Source organism: Rhizobium sp. PRIMUS64 (assembly GCF_023006465.1).
Taxonomy (GTDB): Bacteria; Pseudomonadota; Alphaproteobacteria; order Rhizobiales; family Rhizobiaceae; genus Rhizobium; species Rhizobium leguminosarum.
The window spans coordinates 1-25,133 of record NZ_JALBGX010000097.1; the positions used below are offsets into that span (position 1 = coordinate 1).

Consider the following 25,133-nt stretch of genomic DNA (forward strand, 5'->3'; position numbering starts at 1 on the left):
CCCGGCCGATGCCGCCGGCGCCGCCGGTGACGAAGGCGACGCGGCCGGCAAGGCTCTTCGGCTTCGGCATGCGCTGCAGCTTGGCCTCTTCGAGCAGCCAGTATTCGATATCGAAGGCCTCCTGCTCCGGCAGGCCCTGATATTCCGAGACCGTCGAGGCGCCGCGCATGACGTTGATGGCGTTGACGTAGAATTCGCTGGCAATACGAGCCGTCGCCTTGTCTCGGGCAAAGGACAGCATGCCGACGCCAGGAACGAGGAAGATGACGGGATTGGCATCGCGGATGGCGGGCGAATTGTCATGCTTGCAGTCGTTGTAATAGCGGGCGTAGTCGGCGCGGTAATCCTCCAGCGCCTTGTCGAGACCGGCAACGATCGCGTCGACATCCGGCTTGGCCGGGTCGAAATCGACGATCAGTGGGCGGATCTTGGTGCGCAGGAAATGATCCGGGCAGCTGGTGCCGAGTGCGCCGAGCGGGCGTAGATCCCGGGAGTTGACGAATTCGAGCACAGCGTCCTGATCGTCGAAATGTCCGAGCTTGCGCTCCTGCTTGCCGATGCGGCCACGGATCTCCGGCATCAGCCGGGCGGCGATGGCGCGGCGTTCGGCGACGGCCAGGCTCTCAGTGAGCGCACCGCCGAAAATCGTCTTGCCCTCGGTCTTTTCGGCAAACCAGACGATCGCCTTGTTGATGATGTCGAGCGTCAGCTCGTAGCAGGCCTTGGCGTCATCAGCCCAGGTAAAGAGGCCGTGGCTTTCGAGCACGACACCCTTGGCATTCGGATTGGCGGCGACGAATGCGCCAAGGTCGAGGCCGAGCTGGAAGCCAGGACGACGCCAGGGCAGCCAACCGATCTCGTCCCCGAAGATCTGCTGCGTCAATTCCCTCGAATTCTTCGACGCGGCGATCGCGATGATCGCGTCAGGATGCATGTGGTCGACATGGGTGAAAGGCACGAAACCATGCAGCGGCGTGTCGATCGAGGCGGCACGGGCGTTCAGGTTGAAGGTGCAGTGCGGCAGGAAGCCGACCATGCGGTCCTCGTCCTCGACGCCCTTGTAGATGCTCTTCAGCGATTCCAGCTTGTCCTGGTAGAGCGTCGCGAAACCGTCGAGCTTGATCGTGCCGACATCGCCGCCCGATCCCTTGACCCAGAGTACCTTGACCTTGCCGCCGGTCAGAGGATCGGTTTCCAGCACCTTCGCCGAGGTGTTGCCGCCGCCGTAATTGGTGATGCGCTTGTCGGCGCCGAGCAGGTTGGAGCGATAGAGCAGCTTGCCAGGCTCATCGAGGCCTGCCGCGTAAGCATCATCCCACCGGTTTTCCAGAAGCCGGACGTTCGCCGCCATGTCATCCTCCCATATGAAATCTTCATCGGGACGCAAAGTTCGCGCCCTTTTCGCTGACGGTATCGCTCATCAAAACGCAGCTTGTCAATCGAAAACGATCAAATTCGATTATTGTGCAGCGCAATATGAAAATTTATGATCGTTTTTGATTGACACATTGTCATATGTGCGAAATAAACGATTAAAGGAGGAGCCCCATGCACGAACGCGAACGCCATCGCATCATTCTGAGCGCCGTTCAGGAAAAGTCCGTCGTGACGGTTCAGGATATTTCCGAACTGACCGAGGCTTCCGAGGCGACGATCCGGCGCGACATCGCGGCTCTTCATGTTCAGGGCAAGATCCGGCGCGTGCGCGGCGGCGCCGAGGCGGTGCATCCGCCGCAGCTCGGCAATCTCGCCGGGCGTCCCTTCCGGGTGTCGGAATCGGTCAATATCGACAAGAAACGCGCAATCGCCCGCCAGGCAGTCGAGCTTTGCGATCCCGGCGACGCGATCATCATCAACGGTGGCACGACCACCTTCCAGATGGTGCATTTCATGGCGGCCCACCGCCTGCAGGTGATGACCAATTCCTTCGCGATTGCCGAACATCTGGTCAAGCATTCGAAGAACACGGTGACGGTGCCGGGCGGCGCGATCTATCGCGAGCAGAGCCTGATCCTCTCCCCCTTCGACAACGACGCGATCCGCAATTTCTACGCCCGCCGTTTCTTCATCGGTGCGCAGGGCGTCGGCCCGCTCGGCATCATGGAAGCCGACGCGCTGATCATCCAGAGCGAGCAGAAGCTGATGCATCAGGCCGACGAACTGGTCGTCATGGCCGATTCCAGCAAGTTCCATCGCCGCTCGAGCCTCATTCTGTGCCCGCTCGAGCGTGTGTCTACGATCATCACCGATGACGGCATTCCAGAGGAAGCCGTCAGGATGATCGAGAATGCCGGCATCAGGCTCATTGTCGCGAGCCCGGTCGCCCAGGCAATCAAGGAGGATTCCTCGTCGGTCGCATAAGGCGCCGGCCAGGTGTGAAGAGTGTCAATCAAGTGGGAGGATGAAAGCATGAAACTCGCAAAGAAACTCGCAATCGGCGTGGCATTTGCCGTCGCCATGATGGCCGGCACGGCAAGTGCCGCCGACATCAAGATCGGTCTCGTCGTCAAGTCGCTCGGCAACGGCTTCTTCGATGCTGCCAACAAGGGCGCGCAGGAAGCGGCCAAGGAACTCGGCGGCGTCGAGGTCATCTATACGGGTCCGACGACGACGACGGCCGAAGGCCAGATCGAAGTCATCAACTCGCTGATCGCCCAGGGCGTCAGCGCCATCGCCGTTTCGGCCAACGATCCCGACGCGCTCGTTCCGGCGCTGAAGAAGGCTACACAGCGCGGCATCAAGGTCATCTCCTGGGATTCCGGCGTCGCGCCTGAAGGCCGTATCCTTCAGCTCAACCCGTCGTCCAACGAGTTGATCGGCAAAATGTGCCTGACCCTCGTCAAGGACCATCTCGACGGCGGCAAGGGTGACTTCGCGATCCTGTCGGCAACGACCACCTCGACCAACCAGAACATCTGGATCGACCAGATGAAGAAGCAGCTCAAGGATTTCCCGGGCCTCAACCTCGTCACCACGGTCTATGGCGACGACCTCTCGGACAAGTCCTACCGTGAAGCCGAGGGCCTGCTGAAGGCGAACCCGAACATCAAGGTCATCGTCGCTCCGACGACGGTCGGCGTTCTCGCCGCGTCGAAGGTCGTCGAAGACAAGGGCCTTGTCGGCAAGGTCTACGTCACCGGTCTTGGCCTGCCGTCCGAAATGGCCGGCGCGATCAAGTCGGGCGCGACGAAGGAATTCGCCATCTGGAACCCGATCGATCTCGGCTACTCCGCAACGCAGATCGCCTATCGCCTCGTCAAGGGCGAGACCGACGGCAAGCCGGGCAGCGAGATCGAGGCCGGCCGCATGGGCAAGATCAAGGTCGGCGACAACGGCGAAGCCGCCATGGCCGATCCCTTCGTCTACAACGCTACGAACATCGACCAGTTCTCCAAGGTCTTCTGATCCAAGCCGACGCATAAAAGCCCGGCGGTCTGATGGCCGCCGGGATTCTCATTCGACACTGGTAGAAGCTCGATGAACGCTGCCTTTCAACAAACCGCCACGGACAGCAAAACCGGTGATGCGCCCGCCATTCTGGAAATGCGCGGCATCTCCCAGATCTTCCCGGGCGTGAAGGCGCTCGACAATGTCAGCATCGCGCTGCATCCGGGCACGGTGACCGCGCTGATCGGCGAAAACGGCGCCGGCAAATCGACGCTGGTCAAGATCCTGACCGGCATCTACAGGCCGAATGAAGGCGAGATCCTCGTCGATGGCCAGCCGGTGACCTTTGCCAGCGCCCAGGCCGCAATCGATGCCGGCGTTACCGCCATCCATCAGGAAACCGTGCTGTTCGACGAGCTGACGGTTGCCGAAAACATTTTCCTCGGCCATGCGCCGCGCACGCGTTTGCGCACCATCGACTGGCAGGCGATGAACAGCCGCGCGAAGGCGCTGCTGACCGCGCTCGAAAGCAATATCGATCCGACGATCCGGCTGAAGGACCTCTCGATCGCGCAGCGCCATCTGGTGGCGATTGCGCGCGCTCTGTCGATCGAGGCCCGCATCGTCATCATGGACGAACCGACGGCAGCCCTTTCCCGCAAGGAGATCGACGATCTCTTCCGCATCGTCCGGGGCCTGAAGGAAAAGGGCAAGGCGATCCTCTTCATCAGCCACAAGTTCGACGAGGTGTACGAGATCGCCGACGATTTCGTCGTCTTCCGCGACGGCCGCGCCGTCGGCCAGGGCCGGCTCAAGGAAACGCCGCAGGACGAGATCGTCCGCATGATGGTCGGTCGCGACGTCGAGAATGCCTTTCCGAAGGTCGATGTCGCCATCGGCGGCCCGGTGCTCGAGATCCGCAACTATAGCCACCGCACCGAATTCCGCGACATCTCCTTCACCCTGCGCCAGGGCGAAATTCTCGGCATTTACGGGCTGATCGGCGCCGGCCGTTCGGAACTGTCCCAATCGCTCTTCGGCATCACCAGGCCGCTCTCGGGCACCATGATGCTCGAAGGCCGCGAGATCACCATCCATTCGCCGCAGGATGCGATCCGGGCCGGCATCGTCTATGTGCCGGAGGAACGTGGCCGCCACGGGCTGGCGCTGCCGATGCCGATCTTCCAGAACATGACGCTGCCCTCGCTCGCCCGCACCTCGCGCCGGGGCTTCCTCAGGGCGGCCAACGAATTCGCGCTCGCCCGCAAATATGCCGAGCGGCTGGACTTACGCGCCGCTGCCCTTTCCGTCCCGGTCGGCACGCTCTCCGGCGGCAACCAGCAGAAGGTCGTCATCGGCAAATGGCTGGCGACGGCGCCGAAGGTCATCATCCTCGATGAACCCACAAAGGGCATCGACATCGGTTCGAAGGCGGCCGTGCACGGCTTCATCAGCGAACTCGCCGCCGAGGGCCTGTCGATCATCATGGTCTCGTCCGAACTGCCCGAAATCATCGGCATGTCGGATCGCGTCCTGGTGATGAAGGAAGGTCTCGCCGCCGGAATTTTCGACCGCGCCGACCTGTCGCCGGAAGCGCTGGTGCGCGCCGCCACCGGCAATGCATGAGGCCCGCAATGCATAAGGCCCAGCAATTCATAAGGTAAGAGCATGGCAAGACTGATCAGAAAACGCGAAACCCTGCTGTTCCTCATCATCGTCGTGATGATCGCGATCTTTTCGACGCGCGCTGCCGATTTCGCAACGCCGGAGAATCTCGCCGGCATTTTCAACGATACCTCCATCCTGATCATCCTGGCGCTCGCGCAGATGACGGTCATCCTGACGAAATCGATCGACCTGTCGGTTGCCGCCAATCTCGCCTTCACCGGCATGGCGATCGCGATGATGAATGCCGCCTATCCCGATCTGCCGCTCGTCGTGCTCATCCTTGCCGCGATCGTCATCGGCGCCTGCCTCGGCGCCATCAACGGCCTTCTCGTCTGGGCGCTCGAAATTCCGCCGATCGTCGTGACACTCGGCACGCTCACCATCTATCGCGGCATGGCCTTCGTACTGTCGGGCGGGGCGTGGGTCAACGCCCACCAGATGACGCCGATCTTCCTGTCGGTGCCGCGCACGCCGATCCTCGGCCTGCCCGTTCTCGGCTGGGTGGGGATCGTTATCGTGCTGCTGATGTATGTCCTGCTCCGATACACCCAGTTCGGCCGCTCGGCCTATGCCACCGGCGGCAATCCGACCGCGGCCGTCTATGCCGGCATCGATACGGGCTGGACGAAATTCCTGGCCTTCGTTCTGTCGGGCGCGCTGGCCGGTCTTGCGAGTTATCTCTGGGTGTCGCGTTATGCTGTTGCCTATGTCGATATCGCCAACGGCTTCGAGCTCGACAGCGTCGCGGCCTGCGTTATCGGCGGCATCTCGATTGCCGGCGGCGTCGGCTCGGTCGCCGGCACCGTGCTCGGCGCGCTCTTCCTCGGCGTCATCAAGAATGCATTGCCGGTGATCGGCATTTCACCCTTCACGCAGATGGCGATCTCCGGAACCGTCATCATTCTCGCCGTCGCCTTCAACGCCAGGCGCGAGCGCAACCGCGGCCGCATCATCCTGCGCGACCGCGCCGCGGCCGAGATCAGAACGGAGGCCGCAGCATGAGCACCGTGTCCACACACGAAAAGCGGGTCATTCCCGACCGCCTCGGCACACCCTTCCGCCGCATCCTCGCGAGCTGGGAAGTGCTGCTCTTTGCCGTCGCCGTGCTGATCTTCATCTTCAATTCGCTCGCCTCGCCCTATTTCCTCGATGCCTGGAATCTCTCGGACGCCACCTTTAACTTCACCGAAAAGGCAATGATCGCCTTTGCCATGGCGCTGCTCGTCATATCAGGCGAGATCGACCTCTCGGTCGCTGCGATCATCGCGCTCGCCTCGACGGCAATGGGCGCGGCAGCGCAGGTCGGCATCGGCACACCGGGCCTGGTCGCGATCGGCATCGGCACCGGCCTTGCCTGCGGCATCTTCAACGGCGTTCTGGTCTCGGTGCTGAAACTGCCGTCGATCGTCGTCACCATCGGCACGATGAGCCTTTTCCGCGGCATTTCCTATATCGTCCTCGGTGATCAGGCCTATGGCAAATACCCGGCTGATTTCGCCTATTTCGGCCAGGGCTATGTCGTCTGGGTATTCTCCTTCGAATTCGTGCTCTTCATCGTGCTGGCGATCCTCTTCGCCATCCTCCTGCATGCGACGAATTTCGGCCGGCAGGTCTATGCGATCGGCAACAACGACTTCGCCGCCCGCTTCTCCGGCATTCCGGTCGAGCGCGTCAAATTCATCCTCTTCCTGTTGACCGGCGTCATGAGCGGCGTTGCCGCCGTCTGCTTGACCTCACGCCTCGGCTCGACCCGGCCGTCAATCGCCCAGGGCTGGGAACTTGAGGTCGTCACCATGGTCGTGCTCGGCGGCATCTCGATCCTCGGCGGCTCCGGCACCATCGTCGGCGTCGTCATCGCCGCCTTCGTCATGGGTCTCGTCACCTTCGGCCTCGGCCTGCTGAACGTGCCAGGCATCGTCATGTCGATCTTCATCGGCCTGCTTCTGATCATCACCATCGCCATCCCGATCATCGCCCGCCGCATCAAGGTCATGAGCTCCCGATGACTTTAGAAAAACACGCCTTCAAAATGCAGCTCAATCCGGGCATGGAAGCCGAATACCGCAAGCGGCATGACGAGATCTGGCCGGAACTGGTCGATCTCCTGCACAAGTCAGGCGCCAGCGACTATTCCATTCATCTCGACCGCGAGACCAACACGCTGTTCGGCGTGTTGACGCGGCCCGCCGACCATAGGATGGCAAGCCTGCCGGACCATCCGGTCATGAAAAAATGGTGGGCGCACATGGCCGATATCATGGCGACCAATCCCGATAATTCGCCGGTCCAGAGCGACCTGGTCACCGTCTTCCATATGCCATGAACGCCACCTCTTATCGCCGCATCGCCGTCCTCGACATCGGCAAGACCAATGCCAAGGTGGTCGTGCTCGACAGCGAGACGGGCGCCGAGGTCGCCGTCCTGAAACGGCCGAATATCGCGATCAAAACCGGTCTCTATCCGCATTACGACGTAGAGGCCCTCTGGTCCTTTGCGCGCGATGCGCTGAAGAGCCTTGCGCGCGAGCCCGGCTTCGACGCCATTTCGATCACCACCCATGGCGCCTCCGCAGCACTCCTTGCCCGGGACGGCACGCTTGCCATGCCTGTCATCGACTATGAACATGAATATCCGCAGGAAATCCGCGACGCCTATACGCGGCTGCGCCCCTCCTTCGACGAAACCTTCTCGCCGCACCTCGCGATGGGCCTCAACGTCGGCGCGCAGCTGCACTACCAGAAGACCGCCTTTCCCGAGGAATTCGCCGAGGTTGCGACCATCCTCACATATGCGCAATATTGGACGGCGCGGCTGACGGGTGTTGCCGCCAATGAGCTGACCTCGCTCGGCTGTCATACCGACCTCTGGAACCCGAGGGCCGGCAGCTATTCCTCGCTCGTCGACAGGCTTGGCATTCGCGACCTCATGGCGCCGATCCGATCCGCCTTCGATGCGCTTGGCCCGGTTCTTCCCGACATCGCCGCAGAGCTCGGCCTTACCGCACCCGTGCCGGTCTATTGCGGCATTCACGATTCCAATGCCTCGCTGCTGCCGCATCTGGTGCGTCGCGAAGCGCCCTTTGCGGTCGTCTCCACCGGCACATGGGTCATCAATTTCGGCGTCGGCGGCGATCTCGATCATCTCGACCCGAAACGCGATGCGCTCGCCAATGTCGATGCCTATGGCCGGGCCGTCCCCTCCTCGCGTTTCATGGGCGGGCGGGAATTCGAAATTCTTTCTGCCGAGATCGGCCCTATCGACGAAAAAGCCGTCGAGGCGGCAATCGGCCCGGTCATCGACAAAGGCATGATGCTCCTGCCGAATATCGCGCCGGGTTCCGGGCCTTTTCCCGGAAAGGTAAGCCGCTGGATCGGTGCTGAAGAGGCAAGCCGCGAGGAGCGCTCTGCCGCTGCCTGCCTCTATCTCGCCTTGATGACCGATGCCTGCCTCGGACTGATCGGCGCCAAAGGCCCTGTTATCGTCGAAGGCCCATTTGCCCTGAATGGGACCTATCTCACGCTGCTGGCCGCCCTAACCGGCCGCGAGGTCATGGCCCTTCCTGGCACAACCGGCACCAGCCAGGGGGCCGCTCTTCTCACCGGCATCCGGCCGGTGTCGGGTGCCGAGACGCATGTTCCGCCGACTGATATCCCGGGGCTGGCCGCCTATCGCACCCGCTGGTACGCGGCGATGGAATAGGAGTCTTTCCAAAAGCGGCCTTGTTCGTCCCTGCCTTCTCGCTAGAACAGGATGATTTTAGGCCGGGTCGGCCTAAAATCTGAATCCTGTTCTACATTATATAGTTAGAGCATGATGTCGTCCGAAAACCGCTCACACTTTTCGGCATCATGCTCTAGTGTGGCACCTCGAAAATCAGGTCGAGGAGATAGCATGACAGAGACATTCGATCCGCGCACGGTTGCAGCCACGCTTCACAGCCTGCGCCAGGCCGGCAGGCAGGAGGCAACGGACACTTTCCCGCTGCCAGCCGATCTCCATCAGGCGATGGAGGCGCAGAAGTTGCTCACCGCTGCAGACAGTATTTCAAGCAACGCCTGGAAGGTGACGGTCTCGCCGCAGGGCCAGGCGGTCACCGCTCCGCTGCATCCCTATGCCGAAGCCGTCTCGGGCGCTGACATTCCCTGGTATCCGGGCCTGAAATTCGAAACCGAGATCGCCGTCCGTCTCGGCAGTGATCTGCCGGTCCGCACAGGCGTTCCCTACAGCCGCGCCGACGTGGTCAAGGCGATCTCCGCTGTCCATCTCGGCGCCGAGCTGCTGGTGAGCGCGGTTAGGGAAAGCGGCAGCGTTTCCTTTCTACTGTTCGTCGCCGACCGCCTCGGCAATAGCGGCTATGTGCTCGGTCCGAAGCTCGAAAAAAGCGTTGTCGACACCGTCGGGGGAACGCCGCTCAAGGTCACTCATGCCGGCCGCACGATCTATGATGGTCCGGCACAGCATCCGAAGGGCGACGTTCTCACCTGGCTCGTCGATTACGCCAATGATGGCTTGCGCCCCGAGACATCGCTGAAGACGGGTGCGCTCATCACCACAGGCACGTTGAGCGGCGCGATCGAACTGACCGAACCCGGCGAGATCGACATCGAACTCGGCAATAGCAGGCTCAGCTTCTCGGTATCGAAGGGTTGACTTGACCCCGTGGCGCTTAAGCCTTCTCGCGGAACATCTCGATGATGGCGGAAAAGTCCCTTCCGCCATTACCCTGCTTCTCGAAGAGCGCGAAAAGCTGCGCTGCTTCCGCGCCGAGCGGCGTGGACGCGCCACTCGCCAGCGCCGCCTCCTGCGAAAGCCTGAGATCCTTCAGCATCAGGGCTGCGGCAAAGCCCGGCCTGTAGTCATTATTCGCAGGCGAAGTCGGCACTGGTCCGGGCACCGGGCAATAGGTATTGATCGACCAGCACTGGCCCGACGAGGTCGAGGCAACGTCGAACAGCGCCTGATGCGAGAGCCCAAGTTTCTCGGCGAGTACGAAGGCCTCGCAGACGCCGATCATCGAAATGCCGAGGATCATGTTGTTGCAGATCTTCGCCGCCTGGCCGGCGCCGGCCTCGCCGCAATGGACGATCTTCTTTCCCATCGCCTCGAGGATCGGTTTTGCCTTGGCGAAGGCCTCTTCCGAGCCGCCGGCCATGAAGGTCAGCGTGCCCGCGGTTGCCCCGCCCGTGCCGCCGGAGACGGGGGCGTCGAGCGACAGGCAGCTCGCGGCCTTGGCCATCTCATGCGCCTTGCGGCTGCTGTCGACATCGATGGTCGAACAATCGATGACCAGCGTGCCTTGCGCGGCCGACTGCAGGATATCGGTCCAGGCCGTCAGCACGTGCCTGCCCTGCGGCAGCATGGTAATGATGATCTCCGCGTCCTTGACCGCCTGGCTGGCATGACTTGCCGGTTTGACGCCGCTCTCCTCGGCCGCCTTCAGCACCGAAGCCGCAAGATCGAAGCCAAAGACTTCATGACCTGATTTGACCAGATTGGCCGCCATCGGCCCGCCCATATTGCCAAGCCCGATGAATGCGATCCTTGCCATGGTCTTCTCCTATCGATTGTCTTCGAGGATCATTGCTGCCGCCTTTTCGGCGATCATGATCGTCGGCGAATTGGTGTTGCCCGAGGTGATCAACGGCATCACCGAGGCGTCGGCGATCCTCAGCTTGCCGAGCGCCCGGAATCTCAGCCTGGGATCGACGACGCTGTCCCTGTCGGCGCCCATGCGGCAGGTGCCGACGGGATGGAAGATCGTCGTGCCGATATCGCCCGCCACCCGCTCCAGATCGGCCTCCGTCTGATAGGCGGGTCCCGGCTTGAATTCCTCCGGCTTGAAACGGGCAAAGGAAGGCTGCGCGACGATCTTGCGCGTCAATCGTATTGAACGGACAGCTATGTCACGATCGCGCTGCGTCGAGAGGTATTTCGGGCTGATCGTCGGCTGGGCGGCAAAATCCGGGCTCGACAGGTGCACCGAACCCCGGCTTTCCGGCCTGAGATTGCAGACGCTCGCCGTGATCGCCGGGAAAGGATGGACGGGATCGCCGAACTTCTCCAGCGATACCGGTTGCACGTGATATTGCAGATCAGGCGTTTCCCGGTCCGGGCCTGAGCGGGTGAAGATGCCGAGCTGGCTCGGCGCCATTGCCATCGGCCCGGAGCGGCGGACGAGATATTCGAGCCCGATCGCCGCCTTGCCGATCAGCTTCGTCGCCTTCTCGTTCAGCGTCGGAACGCCTGTGACCTTATAGGCCAGACGCAGCTGCAGATGGTCCTGCAGGTTCTCGCCGACACCCTTCACCTCGGTGACGACATCGACACCCGCCCGCTGGAGAACCTCGCCCCTGCCGATGCCTGACAGTTCCAGGATATGCGGCGAGCCGATCGAACCGGCCGAAAGGACGGTTTCTTTCGCAGCATAGGCGCGTTTCGCCACGCCACCATGCTGGAATTCGACGCCGGCAACGGCGCCCTCCTCCACCAGCAGCCGCCGGACCTGCGCTTTGGTCAGGACGGTCAGGTTGGAGCGCTTCATCGCCGGGCGCAGGAAGGCCTTCGAGGTGTTCCAGCGAATGCCGGAACGCTGGTTGACGTCGAAATAGCCGGAACCTTCGTTGCTGCCGCGGTTGAAATCCGCGGTCTCAGGGATGCCTGCTTCCCTGGCCGCCTGCTGAAAGGCATCGAGCACGGCCCAGCGCACACGCGCCTTCTCAATGCGCCATTCGCCGCCGGCACCATGCATCTCGTCTTCGCCGCGATAAAAATCCTCGGACTTGCGGAAGAAGGGCAGAACATCGTCCCAACCCCAGCCGGTGCAGCCCATCTGCCGCCAGAGGTCGTAATCGCGCGCCTGGCCGCGCATGTAGATCATGCCGTTGATCGACGAACAGCCGCCAAGCACCTTGCCGCGCGGATAGCTCAACGCCCGGCCGTTCAATCCCGCTTCCGGCGCTGTGGTGAAGCACCAGTCGGTGCGCGGATTGTTGATGCAATAGAGATAACCGACCGGAATATGGATCCAGTGATAATTGTCGCTGCCGCCAGCCTCGAGCAGCAGCACGCGGCTCCTGCCATCGGCGGACAGCCGGTTGGCAAGCACGCAGCCGGCGCTGCCTGCCCCGATGATGATGTAGTCGTAACGATCCATGCCCCGCACGAGACTCCAGATGCTTGCCGCTTCCCTCTCCCCGCAGCACGGGGAGAGGAAGAGTCGCAGCGCCGCCGCCCGTCTCTTTTCCCGGGAAAGAGGGATTCTTTCCGGAAAGAGAGAGGTCCGCCCGTTCAGCGGCGATAGACGAAGCCCAGTTTCCGCCCCAGCCGCGAGGCGTAGAATTCGCCGATGATGCCCCGGCGGAAGATCAGCACGCAGACCATGAAGACGATGCCGGTGATGATCGTCACCGGGAATTCCGAGGTGGCGAGGTAGTTTTCCAGCGCCACCACCAGCCCGGCTCCGAAGAGCGGGCCGATCAGCGTGCCGATGCCGCCGAGCAGCGTCATCAGGATCACTTCGCCCGACATCTGCCAGGCGACGTCGGTCAGCGTCGCAAACTGGAAAACGATCGATTTCACAGCACCCGCGAGCCCGGCAAGCGCGGCCGACATGACGAAAGCGCCGAGCTTGTAGCGGGCTACGGAATAACCGAGCGAGATTGCCCGCTGCTCATTTTCGCGGATCGATTTCAGGATCATGCCGAAGGGCGAATTGATGAAGCGCCAGATGATCAGCACGCCGATGATGAAAACAGCCAGCACGAAATAATACATGTTGGTCGAGCTGTTCAGATCGATAAAGCCGAAGAGATGGCCGCGCGGCACCGACTGGATGCCGTCCTCGCCTTCGGTGAACTCCGCCTGCAGGCAGAAGAAGAAGAACATCTGCGACAGCGCCAGCGTGATCATCGCGAAATAGATGCCCTGACGGCGGATGGCGAAGAAACCCATGACGAGGCCGAGAAACGCCGCGCCCACCACCCCAATCAGGATGCCGAGTTCCGGCGGCAGGCCCCATGCCTTCACCGTGTAGGCGGTGAAATAGGCCGCTCCACCGAAGAAGGTGGCATGGCCGAAGGAAAGCAAGCCGGTATAGCCGAGCAGCAGGTTGAAGGCGCAGGCAAAGAGCGCGAAGCAGAGCAGCTTCATCAGGAAGATTGGATAGAAGAAAAACGGCGCCAGCAGCAGGAGCAGCAGCCCCGCCAGCAGAAAACCCGCCTGCACCGAAAGGGCGGTTCGGCTTTTTTCCGTTTGGATGGTTTCGGTGATGTCAGCCATGTCACGCATCCCGTCCGAAGAGGCCCGCGGGCCTGATAAGAAGCACGATCGCCATGATGACGAAGATCACGATGTTGGAAGCCTCGGGATAGAAGACCTTGGTCAGGCCCTCGGCGATGCCGAGCACATAACCGGTGATGATCGCGCCCATGATCGATCCCATGCCGCCGACGACGACCACGGCGAAGACGACGATGATCATGTTCGAGCCCATCAGCGGCGAGACCTGGTAGATCGGCGCCGCCAGCACACCGGCAAAGGCGGCGAGACCCGCCCCGAGCGCGTAAGTGAGCGTCAAGAGCACCGGCACGTTGACGCCGAAGACCTGCACCAGCACGGCGTTTTCCGTGGCAGCGCGCAGATAAGCGCCGAGCTTGGTCTTCTCGATCAGCAGCCAGGTGCCGAGGCAGACGACGAGCGAGACGACGACCACCCAGCCGCGATAGATCGGCAGGAACATGAAGCCGAGGTTGGCGCCGCCGGCAAGCGCAGCCGGCGTCGCATAGGGCTGGCCGGAAGAGCCGTAGAGATAGCGGAAGGTGCCCTCGACCGTGAGCGCCAGGCCGAAGGTGAAGAGCAGGCCGTAGAGCGGATCGAGATCGTAGAGCCGGCGCAGGAACAGCCGCTCGATGATAGCGCCGGCAAGGCCGACGATCACGGGCGCCAGGATCAGCGTCGGCCAGTAGCCGATGCCGGCATAGGTCAGCAGCAGGTAGGCGACGAAGGCGCCGAGCATATATTGCGCGCCATGGGCGAAGTTGATCACCCGGAGCAGGCCGAAGATGATGGCGAGGCCGAGGCTGAGCAGCGCATAGAACGAACCGTTGATCAGGCCGATCAGCAGCTGGCCGAACAGCGCCTGCAGGGGAATGCCGAAGATCATCGTCATCTGGTCACACTCCCAGAACTTTGTGCAGCGTATCCATGCGCTGCGGCAGTTCACCGACCGGGAATTCCGACACCATCTGCCCATGATCCATCAGATAGAAGCGATCGGCAATACGGCTGGCGAAACGGAAATTCTGCTCGACGAGCAGGATTGTCATGCCGCGCTCCTTCAGTGTCTTCAGCACCTCGCCGATGCGCTGGACGATCACGGGGGCAAGCCCTTCCGTCGGTTCGTCGAGAATGAGCAGCCTGACGCCGGTGCGCAGGATTCGGGCGATCGCCAACATCTGCTGCTCGCCGCCGGAAAGCTTGGTGCCCGGGCTACCGCGGCGCTCGTAGAGATTGGGGAAGAGCTCGTAGATCTCGTCGAGAGTCATCCCACCTCCTGCCACGACCGGCGGCAGCAGCAGGTTTTCCGAAACCGTGAGCGTCGAGAAGATGCCGCGCTCCTCCGGGACGAAGCCGATGCCACGATGCGCCGTCTTGTGCAGCGGCACCTGCATCATGTCGCTGCCGGCAAAGCTGATCTTGCCCTTCCGGGACCGCACGATGCCGGTGATGGTGCGTAGCGTCGTCGTCTTGCCGACGCCATTGCGGCCGAGAATGGTGATCGTCTCGCCTTCACCGACGCGCATATCGACGCCGTGCAGGACATGGCTTTCGCCGTACCAGGCATTGAGCCCCTGGACCTCGAGGAGAGCGGCCATCAATGCTCCTCCGTACCCATATAGGCCACGCGTACGCGCTCGTCCTGGCTGACGGTGGCATAATCGCCCTCGGCGAGGATCTCGCCACGCTGCAGCACCGTGACATGCTGGCAGATATTGGCGACGACGGAGAGATTGTGCTCGACCATCAGCACCGCCCGCTCGCGGGCGACCTCGCGGATGATCGATGAGACGACGCCGACATCCTCCAGCCCCATGCCGGCCATCGGTTCGTCCAGTAGGAGCACCTTCGGATCCAGCGCCAGTGTGGTGGCGATCTCCAGCACGCGCTTGCGGCCATAGGAAAGATCGGCGGCGATATGATCGCGCTCCTTGGAAAGCCCAACGCTGGCCAGCAGTTGCTCGGCGCGCTCGTTCAGCCGGTCGAGCGCCGAGAGCGGCCGCCAGAACTGCGTGGAAAGATTGTTCGGCCGCTGCAGCGCCACACGCACATTGTCGAGAACGCTCAGGTGCGGGAAGACCGCGGAGATCTGGAAAGAGCGCACCAGTCCCATGCGCGCCACCTTGTCGGGCGGCGTCTTCGTGATGTCAACGCCCATCAGGGTGATCGTGCCCGCCGTCGGCTGCAGGAACTTGGTCAGCAGGTTGAAGACTGTCGTCTTGCCGGCGCCGTTCGGGCCGATCAGTGCATGCACGCTTGCGTCATGCACATCGAGATCGACGTTCTTGACGGCGGTGAAGCCGCCGAAATCGCGACGCAGTCCGCGGGCGGACAATACCACCCGCGGCTTTTCCTGAGTTTCAATTGCGGAAACCGCCATCGTGCTTACTTCACCAGATCGCAGCCGCTCTTGGCGGGATCGATATAGGCTTCCTTGCCGGGAATGGTGGCGAGCACATTGAAGTAATCCCACGGCTCCTTGCTTTCGGAAGGCTTCTTGACCTGCAGCAGGTACATGTCATGGATCATGCGGCCATTGGCGCCGACCGTGCCGCCGCGGCCGAAGACGTCATCGACCGGCATTTCATGCAGCTGCTTGGCGACGGCTTCCGTCTCGTCGGTGCCGGCCTTCTCCACCGCCTTCAGATATTGCGTCACTGCCGAATAGGTGCCGGTGTGGATCATGTTCGGCATCTTGCCGGTGCGAGCGAAGAACTTCTTGGCGAAGGCGCGGCTTTCGTCGTCGCGATTCCAGTAAAAACCTTCCGTCAGGGTCAACCCTTGAGCCGCTTCGAGGCCGAGGCCGTGGACTTCGGCGAGCGTGAAGAGCAGCGCAGCCAGATGCTGGCCGCCCTGGGTGATCCCGAATTCGGCCGCCTGCTTGATGGCATTCGAGGTGTCGAGGCCGGCATTGGCAAGGCCGATCACCTTGGCGCCGGATGATTGCGCCTGCAGCAGGAAGGACGAGAAATCCTGGGTCGAGAGCGGATGGCGGACAGCGCCGACGACCTTGCCGCCGCTTGCCTTGACATAATCGCTGGTCTGCTGTTCCAGCGAATAGCCGAAGGCATAGTCAGCGGTGAGGAAGAACCAGCTGTCGCCGCCCTGCTTGACGAGTGCGCCGCCGGTGCCGACGGCCAGTGCATGTGTGTCATAGGCCCAATGGAAGCCGTAGGGCGAGCAGGCCTTGCCGGTGAGATCCGTCGTCGCCGCACCGGTGACGATGTCGATCTTCTTCTTTTCCTTGCCGATCGCCTGCACGGCGAGCGCCACCGACGAGGTCGTCAGTTCCATGATCGCATCCACCTGCTCGGTGTCATACCACTGGCGAGCGATGTTGGAGGCGATATCAGGCTTGTTCTGGTGGTCGGCATCGACGATCTCGACTGGAACACCCAGGACTTTGCCGCCGAAATCCTCGACCGCCATCTTGGCGGCTTCGACGGAGGACTTGCCGCCGAAATCGGCATAGACACCCGACTGGTCGTTCAGGATGCCGATCTTGACCTTGCCGTCGGTCGCGCTCTGCGCGAGCACCGCTGTGCTGCTTGCAAGCAGAAATGCAACTGATGCAATGAGATTCTTTCGCATATGATCTCCTCCCAGAGATTGGCCAGATTGCGGATCTGTTCAAATTTGGCCAGCCGCACTCCTCAGAACGACGGACCCTCACCTTACGATCACGGAAATTCCGCCCTGAGGCAACGGGTGATTTACAACTAATTCCAAACAGTATCTGTTCGTTTTTGAACAGAGGGGATCGCGATGAACAATCCACCGCAGTTTACTTGGGACGATCTGCAGTTTTTTCTAGCCGTCGCCCGCACTGGACAGCTGTCGACGGCAGCGCGCCAGATGCGCTCGAGCCATGCCACCGTCTCGCGCCGCATCGACCGGCTGGAGTTCACCCTCAAGGTCAAGCTGTTCGAACGCAATCCGCGCGGCTACGTGCTGACTGCCATGGGCACGCGCTTCGTCGAGACCGCCGAAAGGATGGAGCAGGAGACCGAGCGGCTGCGAGCCGACCTCGCCGACGGCTCGATGGCGCAACGCGGCCTCGTGCGGCTCAGCGCGCCGGAGGGTTTTGCCAATTTCTTCTTCGCGACCGTGCTGCCGCAGTTCGCCGCCCAGCATCCGCATCTGGCGCTCGAACTCGTGACGATCCAGCAGATCATGTCGCTGTCGCGCAAGGAGGCCGATCTCTCCGTCGTGCTCGATGAACCGAAGGGCGGCCCGTATTTCGCCGAGAAGCTGACCGACTACCATCTGCAGATCTATGGCTCGCGCGACTATCTGGCAAAGGCGCCTGCCATCACCTGCCGTGAAGACCTGCTTGAGCATCCCTTCGTCAGCTATATCGAGGAAATGATCTTTGCGCCGGGCTTGGACTATCTGGGCGATGTGCACCCGCGCATCAAGCCGCAGTTCCAGAGCTCCAGCATCTTCGCGCAGCTGACCGCCACGAGAAACGGCCTCGGCCTCTGCATCCTGCCCTATTTCTTCGCCAGCCGTTATCCCGAACTCGTGCGCGTGCTGCCCGAGGAGATCGACCTCAAGCGCCATTACTGGATCACCTGTCATCGCGACCTGAAACAGGCGCCGCGCGTGCGCGCCGTCATCGATTTCCTGCGCGAGGCGGTGCGCGGCGAGGATGCTCGTTTCGTGCCGCCCTATGTCACCGCCGCCGGCCCGGCGCGCCGGACAAGGGCGGATGTTTAATTAGTGCATGATGTCGTCCGAAAACCGCTCACACTTTTCAGCATCATGCTCGCTATTTCAGGAATTCGGCCCGGTGCGGGGTGAATGCATCGATCAGCCGGCCCTTTTCCAGCGCCTTGACGCCGTGGATCAGATTGGGGGGCACGATGAAACTGCCGCCCTGCTTGAGCACCTCGGTCCGGCCGTCGATCGTCACTTCGAAACTGCCTTCGGCGACGTAGCTGGCCTGGATGTGCGGATGCGAATGGGCCGCACCCACGGCGCCGCTTTCGAAAGCCACTTCCACCATCATCATCTCGGGCAGATAGGTCATGATGCGCCTGACAACGCCGGGCTCGGGATTGATCCATTCGGCGCCTTCGGCCGATACGAACAGCTCGCTTGACGACATTTCCGCCTCCTCGTTCCAGAATCGATCGCGGGCAAAGTGGATCATCCCGACGCTTTTGAAAAGATGGCGCACCCTGTCTTTTCGAGACTGCCGCCTTCTGTTGACGCGGTCGGCTGGCGGGTCTATGGCCAACTTAAGCGAGGCAAGCCAGAACCGGGATGAGGAGACGCGGCCATGCAGCATACGCGCGAGGTTTTCGACTGGGCCGATCCGTTCCGGCTGGTGGAGCAACTGACCAGCGAAGAGCGCATGGTGCAGGACACCGCCCATGCCTATGCGCAGGAAAAGCTTGCTCCCCGTGTTCTCGACGCCTTCCGCAATGAAAAGACCGATCCCGAGATCTTTCGCGAAATGGGCGAACTCGGCCTGCTCGGCCCGACGATCTCGCCGGATTATGGCGGCGCCGGCCTCGGTTACGTCGCCTACGGCCTGATCGCCCGCGAAGTCGAACGGGTCGACAGTGGCTATCGTTCGATGATGAGCGTCCAGTCTTCGCTGGTGATGGTGCCGATTGAAACCTTCGGCTCCGAGGCGCAGAAGCTGAAATACCTGCCGAAACTCGCCATCGGCGAATGGATCGGCTGCTTCGGCCTGACCGAACCGGATCACGGCTCCGACCCCGGCTCGATGGCGACACGCGCCAAGAAGGTCGACGGCGGCTACAGCCTCACCGGCTCGAAGACCTGGATCTCCAACGCGCCGATCGCCGATGTCTTCGTCGTCTGGGCAAAGACCGAGGATGGCCTCATCCGCGGCTTCATCCTCGAAAAGGGCTGGAAAGGGCTTTCGGCTCCCCCCATCCACGGCAAGGTGGGACTGCGCGCCTCGATCACCGGCGAAGTGGTGATGGACGGGGTCTTCGTGCCTGAGGAAAACCTTCTGCCCGATGTGACCGGCCTCAAGGGACCGTTCACCTGCCTCAACTCGGCCCGCTTCGGCATCGCCTGGGGCGCGCTCGGTGCTGCCGAGGATTGTTATGCGAGAGCACGGCAATATACGCTCGAGCGCAAGCAGTTCAGACGGCCGCTTGCTGCCAACCAGCTGATCCAGAAGAAGCTCGCCGACATGACGGCGGAAATCTCGCTCGGTCTTCAGGGTTGCCTGCGACTTGGCCGCATGAAGGAGGAAGGCCATCCGCCGGTGGAGCTGACCTCGATCCTCAAGCGCAACAGCTGCGGCAAGGCGCTGGAGATTGCGCGGGCGGCCCGCGACATGCTCGGCGGTAACGGCATCTCCGACGAATTCGGCATCGCCCGTCATCTCGTCAACCTCGAAGTGGTCAACACCTATGAGGGCACACACGACATCCACGCGTTGATCATCGGCCGGGCGATCACCGGCATCGCCGCCTTTGCGAATTAGGTTCTGTCCAAGGCGGTCATGCGTGATCCACACCGTCCATAGGCTTGCAAAGACGCTTCTTACGCTTCACGATTAGCTCACACTTCTAGACCGTGTCAGCAAACCGTGTTTCGAATGATATACAATCGCGCGATGGAATTTCACTGGGACGATGAACAGAAGACTGGCATCCTCTTGTGGAAAGGCCGAACGTTCATGATTGAAGGCTACATCGATCCTTTCAATGCCCGGAAGCGCGCAGAGCAGATGGCAGAGCAGCGAGGATGGAAAATGCCACGCGACAAGATCTACAATAGGACCTCCAACTAATCCGGGTATCTCGTCAAGGAAGCTCCGCTCATAACGTTTTTTCTGCGGGCGCTGGGTTGCGGGTTGGGGCATCGGAGAAACGTGCTTCCATCGGCGTCAGGCCGTGCGGATTGGGTTCTGTCAAGCAGCCGTAGAGTTCCGGGCGACGGCCACGAATCCAGCGTTGGCCCGTACATTTGTCGAGCAATGCCAGATCGAGTTCTGTGCTGACGATTGCGTCGGCAGCCTGCCAGGTCTCCACCAGAATCCGGCCATAGGGGTCGAGAATCATCGCGTTGCCGGTGCGCACTTCATCCTCGTCCTGACCGACGCCGTTGCTGAATACCAGAAACATGCCATTGTCATGCGCGCGAGACGGCAGCCAACGCAGAAACCATTCGCGACCATTGGGACCTCTGATTTCGGCTTCAATAGCCTCAGGATCTTCATGGCGGCGGATCCATTTTTCGACAGGTATCCGCTTCATTCCATGTGGACTCACGGACGCCCCTCCTCCCGCCTGATGGGGGGCGATCAGGATTTCCGCGCCCAACAAGGCGGTTGCCCGCGCGTTTTCGATCAGGTTGTTGTCCCAGCAGATCAAAATGCCTGCGCGGATTCCCCAAGGCGTATCGAAGACCGTAAAACTATCGCCGCTGGAGATGAGGCGATGTTCCCACGCATGCAGCTTGCGATGGCAATGAACCTGTCCGTCCGGCATGCACACGGCGTAGGAGTTATAGAGGGCGCCGTTTTCCGCGAGCTCCAGAAATCCGGCGCCGATGGCAATGCTATGCTCCCGCGCCAGCCGGGCAACATACGAGACGGATGGGCCTGACAAGGGCTCGGCAAGAGCGTGCAGCGCTGCACCGTCCAGCTTCGGGACGTGCCAATAGCCGCAGAGGCACATCTCAGGGAAGGCCACAAGTTGGCTGCCGGCCTGGACGGCTTGCAGTGTGAGGGATTCGATGCGCCCAAGATTATAGGCTTTGTCGTTTGCCCGATGCTGAAACTGTACGGAGGAAACCTTGAACGCCATGACTATTGCTCCTGATGCCTTGAACAATTTGACATGCGAGCATTATTTCGTAAAATGACATTTTTGATGAAAATAAGTCGGATTTTGAATGGAAATCAGGTTGCTGCGCTCCTTTGTCGAGCTGACCGACACTGGCCATTACGGCAAGGCCGCGTCAAAGTTGTTCGTCACCCAGTCGACCCTGTCCAAGCAAATTCAGGCGTTGGAGGCGATGGTCGGCGGACCGCTATTTGAACGTGGCCGACATGGAGCAAGGCTGACGCCGCTGGGGAATCTGCTGCAGCAGGAAGCACGCGTGCTCTTGCGGCTGAGCGATGAAATCGACGTCAAGATGCATCGTGCAAATGCCGGCCTGACCGGTCAGCTCGACATCGGATTTGGCATCTCGGCGCTCATCACCGCGCCCCAAATAGTCGCGACCTTCCGGGTGACGACTCCCGACAGCCAGATTACGCTTAACGACCTGCCATCAAGAGAGCAGCACCAACGACTGCTTGGCGGCCGGCTCGATGTCGGCTTTTGCCGGGCGCCTGAGGAGACCGATGAGCTATCCTTCATGCCAGTCATCGAGGAGCGGCTGGCGCTGGTACTTCCCTCCGGCATGGAGATTCCGCCCATGAACCGATTGTCGACATTGAACCGTCTGGGCTTTGTCGCCCTTTCGTCATCGCGCGGGCCGGGACTGGATGCGCAGATCAGCCAATGGTGCACATCGGCCCGCTTCAAGCCGCGCATCGTCCAGCACGCTGACGACATCTTGACCGTTCATGCCGTTGTTGCTGCCGGGTTGGGGGCCGCATTCCTGCCGTGGCACGGCGTTGAGGCGCTCGGCGATCGCACGCACCAAAAGCCCTTATCGGGTTCGGCGTCAAAGTGGGCCGTTGGAATTTGCTGGCGGAGCGCCGACAGCAATCCCCTTCTGCTGCGGTTCATCGACTACGTTTCGAAGCATCGACGCGCACCCACGTCCTCAAGGCCGCTGGCGCACCACGACGAATTGCCACGCGCCTGACAATGTGCAACCTTCCCTGACGACGGCAAGAGCCGGCAAAAAGGGGGATCATGCATGTTTCTGCTTCTTGCATTGCTGATTGGTGTCATATCAGGGCTTCGCGCCATGACCGCGCCGGCCGCCGTCGCCTGGGGCGCAGCACTCGGCTGGTTCGATGTCTCGCAGACGCCGCTTGCCTTCATGGGTTACCAGTGGACGCCGTGGATCTTCACGCTTCTCGCCATAGTCGAACTGATCACCGACCAGCTGCCGTCCACGCCGTCGCGCAAGGTGCCGGTGCAATTCGGCGCCCGCATCGTCATGGGCGCGCTGACCGGCGCCACGATCGGTGCCGCCAGCGGCCTGCTCTTCGGCGGGCTGATTGCCGGGGTGATCGGCGCCGTCATCGGCACATATGGTGGCGCCGCCGTCCGCGGCAGGCTTGCCGCCTCCTTCGGTAAGGATCTGCCGGCCGCTCTCATCGAAGATGCCGTCGCCGTCATCGGCGCGCTGCTGATCGTGGTCGTGTCATGAAGAGCTTCGACGCCATCGTCATCGGGGGCGGCCAGGCCGGCCCCTTCCTCGCCGCCCGCATGGTCGAAAAGGGCATGAAGGTGGCGCTGATCGAGCGCAAATTCCTCGGCGGCACCTGCGTCAATGCCGGCTGCATGCCGACGAAGACGCTTGTCGCCAGCGCCCGCGCCGCCTATGTCGCGAGAAATAGCGCCGTTTACGGCGTCAATATTCCGGGCGAGATCGCCATCGACATGAAGGTGGTCAGGGCCCGTGCCGAAACCGTGACCATGAATGCCCGCAACGGCCTGATCGGCTGGTTCGCCGGGATGGACGGCATGACCGTGATCTACGGCCATGCCCGTTTCGAGGACCCGAAGACCGTCAGCGTCAACGGCGAGACGCTGACCGCACCGCGCATCTTCCTCAACGTCGGCGCGCGCCCCGTCATCCCCGACCTGCCCGGCATCAACGATATCGACTATCTCACCAGCACCTCGATCATCCATCTCGACACGCTGCCACGGCATCTGGCTGTGATCGGCGGCAGTTATATCGGGCTGGAATTCGCGCAGATGTATCGCCGCTTCGGCGCCGAAGTCAGCGTCATCGAGCATGGCCCGAAGCTCGCGTCGCGCGAGGACGAGGATATATCCGACGCGATCGCCGATGTCCTGCGCTCGGAGGGCATCGACATTCATACCGGTGTCAGCGACATCGCCTTCGCCAGGAGCAGCGACGGAATAACGGTCGCCACCGATTCAGCGAGGATCGATGCGAGCCATGTGCTGATCGCCACCGGCCGCAAGCCGAACACAGACGATCTCGGCCTCGATGCCGCCGGCGTCATCAGCGACAAACACGGCTACATCACTGTCGACGACAGGCTTGCCACCAATGTCGACGGCATCTGGGCGCTCGGCGATTGCAACGGCCACGGCGCCTTCACCCACACGTCCTACAATGATTTCGAGATCGCCGCCGCCAATCTTCTCGACGGCGCCGATCGCAAACTCTCGAGCCGCATCCTGGCCTATGCGCTTTATATCGACCCGCCGCTCGGCCGTGTCGGCATGACGGAAAAGCAGGCGCGCGCCTCGGGACGCAAGATCATGATCTCGACCCGGCCGATGAGCCGCGTCGGCCGCGCCAACGAGCGCGGCGAGACCAAGGGTTTCATGAAGGTGATCGCCGACGCCGAGACCAAAAAAATTCTCGGCGCGGCGATCCTGGGCATCGAAGGTGACGAGGTGATCCACGGCATCATAGACGCGATGAATGCAGGAACGACCTATCCCGCATTGCAATGGTCGGTGCCGATCCATCCGACGGTGTCGGAGCTGATCCCGACGGTGCTTGGGGATTTGAAGCCGGTTTAGCTATCGAAACCCCGGGCCGAGGACAGCTGAGTGTCTATCGAACTGCTGATCGAGCATTACGGCCTATTGGCGATATTTCTGGGTGCAGCCTTCGAAGGCGAAACAGCCGCCTTCCTTGGCGGCGTCATTTCCCACCGCGGGCTGCTGGCCTATTGGTCGGCGTCACTTGCGGCAACGGCAGGATCCTTCGCCGGCGATCAGTTCTGGTTCTTCGCCGGCCGTTATGCGGCTCGATGGGGTCTCGTCCGCCGGCTGATGGAAGCACCGGCGCTGGCGCGGGCAACCCGGCTTCTGGAAAGATATCCCACAGGCTTCATCCTTGCGTTTCGTTTTCTTGTGGGGTTGCGGACGATCAGTCCGATCGTCATCGGGACAACACGCATAGCGACCGGAAAATTCATCATCCTGAATGCTGTGGCCGCGCTGGTGTGGGCGCAGCTTTTCACGGCGCTCGGTTACCTGTTCGGGCACGGCATCCAACAGACATTGGGCCACCTTCCGCTTCATCGCCATCTGCTGATCGCAGTCGGAGCCGCGGCTGTCGTTGCAGGCGCGGCTCTTGCCTTTCGCAAGATGAAACTGAGCGCCAGGCACTCATAGAAGCGCTGTAGCGCCCTATTCCATCACGATCTGCAGCTTCACGTCGCTCGGCCGCGCCTCGACGGCGCGATCAAACGCCTTGATCGAATTTTCGAATGTGAAGGTCTCTGATATCAGTGGCTTCAGGTCGACGCGACCCGAGCCGAGCAGCGCGATCGACCGCTCATACTGGTGCGCGTAGCGGAACACCGTCTCGATGCGGATTTCCTTGGTGGATGCCGTCGAGACGTCGAAGCCGATCGGGTTGACCGGCAGGCCGACGACGACAATGACGCCACCCGGGCGCGGCAGCGCCATGATCGTCTCCCAGGCCTTCGGCGAACCGGAGCATTCGAAGACGACATCGGCGCCCCAGCCGTCGGTCAGCCGGCCGACCTCTTCGACCAGGTTCTTCTCGCGAATATTGACCGGAATGACACCCTGGTACTGCGCGGCGATATCGAGCTTCGGCTGGGCGAGATCGGCGACGATCGCCCGGGCGCAGCCGCCGGCAAGGGCCGCGATCGCCACCATCGTGCCGAT

Annotated in this window: 25 protein-coding genes; 14 read left to right on the forward strand and 11 right to left on the reverse strand. The window is 61.8% G+C overall.

Features of this window, described 5'->3' with window-relative positions:
• A partial coding sequence (locus tag MOV76_RS28350) for a bifunctional rhamnulose-1-phosphate aldolase/short-chain dehydrogenase (RefSeq protein ID WP_247265775.1) occupies positions 1–1,351 on the reverse strand: 1,351 nt, incomplete at its 3' end.
• Positions 1,352–1,548: 197 nt separating this feature from the next.
• Here MOV76_RS28350 and MOV76_RS28355 point away from each other — a divergent pair.
• From MOV76_RS28355 to MOV76_RS28390, 8 genes are all read left to right on the forward strand, one after another.
• Positions 1,549–2,361: a DeoR/GlpR family DNA-binding transcription regulator gene (locus MOV76_RS28355; protein ID WP_018246533.1), complete on the forward strand. Its 813-nt coding sequence runs from the start codon at positions 1,549–1,551 to the stop codon at positions 2,359–2,361.
• A gap of 48 nt (positions 2,362–2,409) precedes the next feature.
• Complete coding sequence (rhaS, locus tag MOV76_RS28360; RefSeq protein WP_018448549.1) at positions 2,410–3,405, forward strand: rhamnose ABC transporter substrate-binding protein; 996 nt, start codon at positions 2,410–2,412, stop codon at positions 3,403–3,405.
• 72 nt (positions 3,406–3,477) lie between these two features.
• Complete coding sequence (locus tag MOV76_RS28365) at positions 3,478–5,013, forward strand: sugar ABC transporter ATP-binding protein (RefSeq protein WP_115156777.1); 1,536 nt, start codon at positions 3,478–3,480, stop codon at positions 5,011–5,013.
• Between the two features lie 42 nt (positions 5,014–5,055).
• Positions 5,056–6,057: an ABC transporter permease gene (locus MOV76_RS28370; RefSeq protein ID WP_018448547.1), complete on the forward strand. Its 1,002-nt coding sequence runs from the start codon at positions 5,056–5,058 to the stop codon at positions 6,055–6,057.
• Positions 6,054–7,061: an ABC transporter permease gene (locus MOV76_RS28375; protein WP_018246530.1), complete on the forward strand. Its 1,008-nt coding sequence runs from the start codon at positions 6,054–6,056 to the stop codon at positions 7,059–7,061. The genes MOV76_RS28370 and MOV76_RS28375 overlap by 4 nt, the downstream gene beginning before the upstream one ends.
• Positions 7,058–7,378 (forward strand): L-rhamnose mutarotase, encoded by a 321-nt coding sequence (rhaM, locus tag MOV76_RS28380; protein ID WP_018246529.1) that lies wholly within the window; start codon positions 7,058–7,060, stop codon positions 7,376–7,378. Before MOV76_RS28375 ends, rhaM begins: the two co-directional genes overlap by 4 nt.
• Positions 7,375–8,754 carry an FGGY-family carbohydrate kinase gene (locus MOV76_RS28385; RefSeq protein ID WP_018246528.1) on the forward strand — a complete coding sequence of 460 codons (1,380 nt, stop codon included), beginning with the start codon at positions 7,375–7,377 and terminating at the stop codon, positions 8,752–8,754. Before rhaM ends, MOV76_RS28385 begins: the two co-directional genes overlap by 4 nt.
• 192 nt (positions 8,755–8,946) lie before the next feature.
• The gene (locus MOV76_RS28390) at positions 8,947–9,705 is read left to right on the forward strand and encodes a fumarylacetoacetate hydrolase family protein (RefSeq protein WP_018246527.1); all 759 of its coding nucleotides are present in this window, start codon (positions 8,947–8,949) and stop codon (positions 9,703–9,705) included.
• 16 nt (positions 9,706–9,721) lie between these two features.
• Here MOV76_RS28390 and mmsB read toward each other — a convergent pair whose 3' ends face one another.
• The 7 genes from mmsB to MOV76_RS28425 all read right to left on the reverse strand — a co-directional run bounded on the left by mmsB (position 9,722) and on the right by MOV76_RS28425 (position 16,920).
• Positions 9,722–10,603: a 3-hydroxyisobutyrate dehydrogenase gene (gene mmsB, locus MOV76_RS28395; RefSeq protein WP_018246526.1), complete on the reverse strand. Its 882-nt coding sequence runs from the start codon at positions 10,601–10,603 to the stop codon at positions 9,722–9,724.
• A 9-nt stretch (positions 10,604–10,612) separates the two neighbouring features.
• Entirely contained in the window at positions 10,613–12,208 is a 1,596-nt protein-coding gene (locus tag MOV76_RS28400; RefSeq protein ID WP_026188776.1) for a GMC family oxidoreductase, read from the reverse strand.
• 134 nt (positions 12,209–12,342) lie between these two features.
• A complete protein-coding gene (locus MOV76_RS28405; RefSeq protein WP_018246524.1) occupies positions 12,343–13,332 on the reverse strand; it encodes a branched-chain amino acid ABC transporter permease in 990 nt (329 codons plus the stop codon).
• Position 13,333: 1 nt separating this feature from the next.
• Positions 13,334–14,221, reverse strand: coding sequence for a branched-chain amino acid ABC transporter permease (locus MOV76_RS28410; RefSeq protein WP_247265776.1), 888 nt, complete (start codon positions 14,219–14,221; stop codon positions 13,334–13,336).
• Positions 14,222–14,225: 4 nt separating this feature from the next.
• Positions 14,226–14,927 (reverse strand): ABC transporter ATP-binding protein, encoded by a 702-nt coding sequence (locus tag MOV76_RS28415; RefSeq protein ID WP_020493450.1) that lies wholly within the window; start codon positions 14,925–14,927, stop codon positions 14,226–14,228.
• Positions 14,927–15,709, reverse strand: a complete 783-nt coding sequence (locus MOV76_RS28420) for an ABC transporter ATP-binding protein (RefSeq protein WP_018246521.1) — start codon at positions 15,707–15,709, stop codon at positions 14,927–14,929. The genes MOV76_RS28415 and MOV76_RS28420 overlap by 1 nt, the downstream gene beginning before the upstream one ends.
• A gap of 5 nt (positions 15,710–15,714) precedes the next feature.
• On the reverse strand, positions 15,715–16,920 hold the full coding sequence (locus tag MOV76_RS28425; RefSeq protein ID WP_018246520.1) for an ABC transporter substrate-binding protein: 1,206 nt from the start codon (positions 16,918–16,920) through the stop codon (positions 15,715–15,717).
• A gap of 174 nt (positions 16,921–17,094) precedes the next feature.
• Here MOV76_RS28425 and MOV76_RS28430 point away from each other — a divergent pair, with 174 nt between their 5' ends.
• Entirely contained in the window at positions 17,095–18,048 is a 954-nt protein-coding gene (locus tag MOV76_RS28430) for a LysR family transcriptional regulator (RefSeq protein ID WP_018246519.1), read from the forward strand.
• A gap of 52 nt (positions 18,049–18,100) precedes the next feature.
• On the opposite strand, the gene MOV76_RS28435 is transcribed toward MOV76_RS28430, so the two are convergent.
• Positions 18,101–18,439 carry a cupin domain-containing protein gene (locus MOV76_RS28435; protein WP_026188775.1) on the reverse strand — a complete coding sequence of 113 codons (339 nt, stop codon included), beginning with the start codon at positions 18,437–18,439 and terminating at the stop codon, positions 18,101–18,103.
• 174 nt (positions 18,440–18,613) lie between these two features.
• Here MOV76_RS28435 and MOV76_RS28440 point away from each other — a divergent pair, with 174 nt between their 5' ends.
• A complete protein-coding gene (locus MOV76_RS28440; RefSeq protein ID WP_018246517.1) occupies positions 18,614–19,801 on the forward strand; it encodes an acyl-CoA dehydrogenase in 1,188 nt (395 codons plus the stop codon).
• 337 nt (positions 19,802–20,138) lie between these two features.
• Here the strand turns inward: MOV76_RS28440 and MOV76_RS28445 are convergent, their stop codons facing one another.
• Positions 20,139–21,128: a nitrilase family protein gene (locus tag MOV76_RS28445; protein WP_247265777.1), complete on the reverse strand. Its 990-nt coding sequence runs from the start codon at positions 21,126–21,128 to the stop codon at positions 20,139–20,141.
• An 88-nt stretch (positions 21,129–21,216) separates the two neighbouring features.
• Here MOV76_RS28445 and MOV76_RS28450 point away from each other — a divergent pair, with 88 nt between their 5' ends.
• From MOV76_RS28450 to MOV76_RS28465, 4 genes are read left to right on the forward strand one after another with little or no spacing between them, the layout of a single operon-like run.
• Positions 21,217–22,140: a LysR substrate-binding domain-containing protein gene (locus MOV76_RS28450; RefSeq protein WP_018246514.1), complete on the forward strand. Its 924-nt coding sequence runs from the start codon at positions 21,217–21,219 to the stop codon at positions 22,138–22,140.
• A 54-nt stretch (positions 22,141–22,194) separates the two neighbouring features.
• A complete protein-coding gene (locus MOV76_RS28455) occupies positions 22,195–22,653 on the forward strand; it encodes a DUF4126 family protein (RefSeq protein WP_247265778.1) in 459 nt (152 codons plus the stop codon).
• Positions 22,650–24,011 (forward strand): FAD-containing oxidoreductase, encoded by a 1,362-nt coding sequence (locus MOV76_RS28460; protein ID WP_018246512.1) that lies wholly within the window; start codon positions 22,650–22,652, stop codon positions 24,009–24,011. The genes MOV76_RS28455 and MOV76_RS28460 overlap by 4 nt, the downstream gene beginning before the upstream one ends.
• A 30-nt stretch (positions 24,012–24,041) precedes the next feature.
• Entirely contained in the window at positions 24,042–24,611 is a 570-nt protein-coding gene (locus MOV76_RS28465; protein WP_247265779.1) for a DedA family protein, read from the forward strand.
• Positions 24,612–24,626: 15 nt separating this feature from the next.
• Here the strand turns inward: MOV76_RS28465 and MOV76_RS28470 are convergent.
• The coding region (locus MOV76_RS28470; RefSeq protein WP_247265780.1) for a zinc-binding dehydrogenase at positions 24,627–25,133 on the reverse strand (507 nt) is incomplete at its 5' end.

Coding starts and splice junctions, on each gene's coding strand:
- MOV76_RS28375 (WP_018246530.1), top strand. CDS start 6,054: ATGAGCACCGTGTCCACACACGAAAAGCGGGTCATTCCCGACCGCCTC.
- MOV76_RS28370 (WP_018448547.1), top strand. CDS start 5,056: ATGGCAAGACTGATCAGAAAACGCGAAACCCTGCTGTTCCTCATCATC.
- MOV76_RS28355 (WP_018246533.1), top strand. CDS start 1,549: ATGCACGAACGCGAACGCCATCGCATCATTCTGAGCGCCGTTCAGGAA.
- MOV76_RS28440 (WP_018246517.1), top strand. CDS start 18,614: ATGCAGCATACGCGCGAGGTTTTCGACTGGGCCGATCCGTTCCGGCTG.
- MOV76_RS28415 (WP_020493450.1), bottom strand. CDS start 14,927: ATGGCCGCTCTCCTCGAGGTCCAGGGGCTCAATGCCTGGTACGGCGAA.
- MOV76_RS28445 (WP_247265777.1), bottom strand. CDS start 21,128: ATGGCGTTCAAGGTTTCCTCCGTACAGTTTCAGCATCGGGCAAACGAC.
- mmsB (WP_018246526.1), bottom strand. CDS start 10,603: ATGGCAAGGATCGCATTCATCGGGCTTGGCAATATGGGCGGGCCGATG.
- MOV76_RS28365 (WP_115156777.1), top strand. CDS start 3,478: ATGAACGCTGCCTTTCAACAAACCGCCACGGACAGCAAAACCGGTGAT.
- MOV76_RS28455 (WP_247265778.1), top strand. CDS start 22,195: ATGTTTCTGCTTCTTGCATTGCTGATTGGTGTCATATCAGGGCTTCGC.
- MOV76_RS28435 (WP_026188775.1), bottom strand. CDS start 18,439: ATGTCGTCAAGCGAGCTGTTCGTATCGGCCGAAGGCGCCGAATGGATC.
- MOV76_RS28400 (WP_026188776.1), bottom strand. CDS start 12,208: ATGGATCGTTACGACTACATCATCATCGGGGCAGGCAGCGCCGGCTGC.
- MOV76_RS28390 (WP_018246527.1), top strand. CDS start 8,947: ATGACAGAGACATTCGATCCGCGCACGGTTGCAGCCACGCTTCACAGC.
- MOV76_RS28450 (WP_018246514.1), top strand. CDS start 21,217: ATGGAAATCAGGTTGCTGCGCTCCTTTGTCGAGCTGACCGACACTGGC.
- MOV76_RS28460 (WP_018246512.1), top strand. CDS start 22,650: ATGAAGAGCTTCGACGCCATCGTCATCGGGGGCGGCCAGGCCGGCCCC.
- rhaS (WP_018448549.1), top strand. CDS start 2,410: ATGAAACTCGCAAAGAAACTCGCAATCGGCGTGGCATTTGCCGTCGCC.
- MOV76_RS28405 (WP_018246524.1), bottom strand. CDS start 13,332: ATGGCTGACATCACCGAAACCATCCAAACGGAAAAAAGCCGAACCGCC.
- rhaM (WP_018246529.1), top strand. CDS start 7,058: ATGACTTTAGAAAAACACGCCTTCAAAATGCAGCTCAATCCGGGCATG.
- MOV76_RS28425 (WP_018246520.1), bottom strand. CDS start 16,920: ATGCGAAAGAATCTCATTGCATCAGTTGCATTTCTGCTTGCAAGCAGC.
- MOV76_RS28420 (WP_018246521.1), bottom strand. CDS start 15,709: ATGGCGGTTTCCGCAATTGAAACTCAGGAAAAGCCGCGGGTGGTATTG.
- MOV76_RS28430 (WP_018246519.1), top strand. CDS start 17,095: ATGAACAATCCACCGCAGTTTACTTGGGACGATCTGCAGTTTTTTCTA.
- MOV76_RS28385 (WP_018246528.1), top strand. CDS start 7,375: ATGAACGCCACCTCTTATCGCCGCATCGCCGTCCTCGACATCGGCAAG.
- MOV76_RS28410 (WP_247265776.1), bottom strand. CDS start 14,221: ATGACGATGATCTTCGGCATTCCCCTGCAGGCGCTGTTCGGCCAGCTG.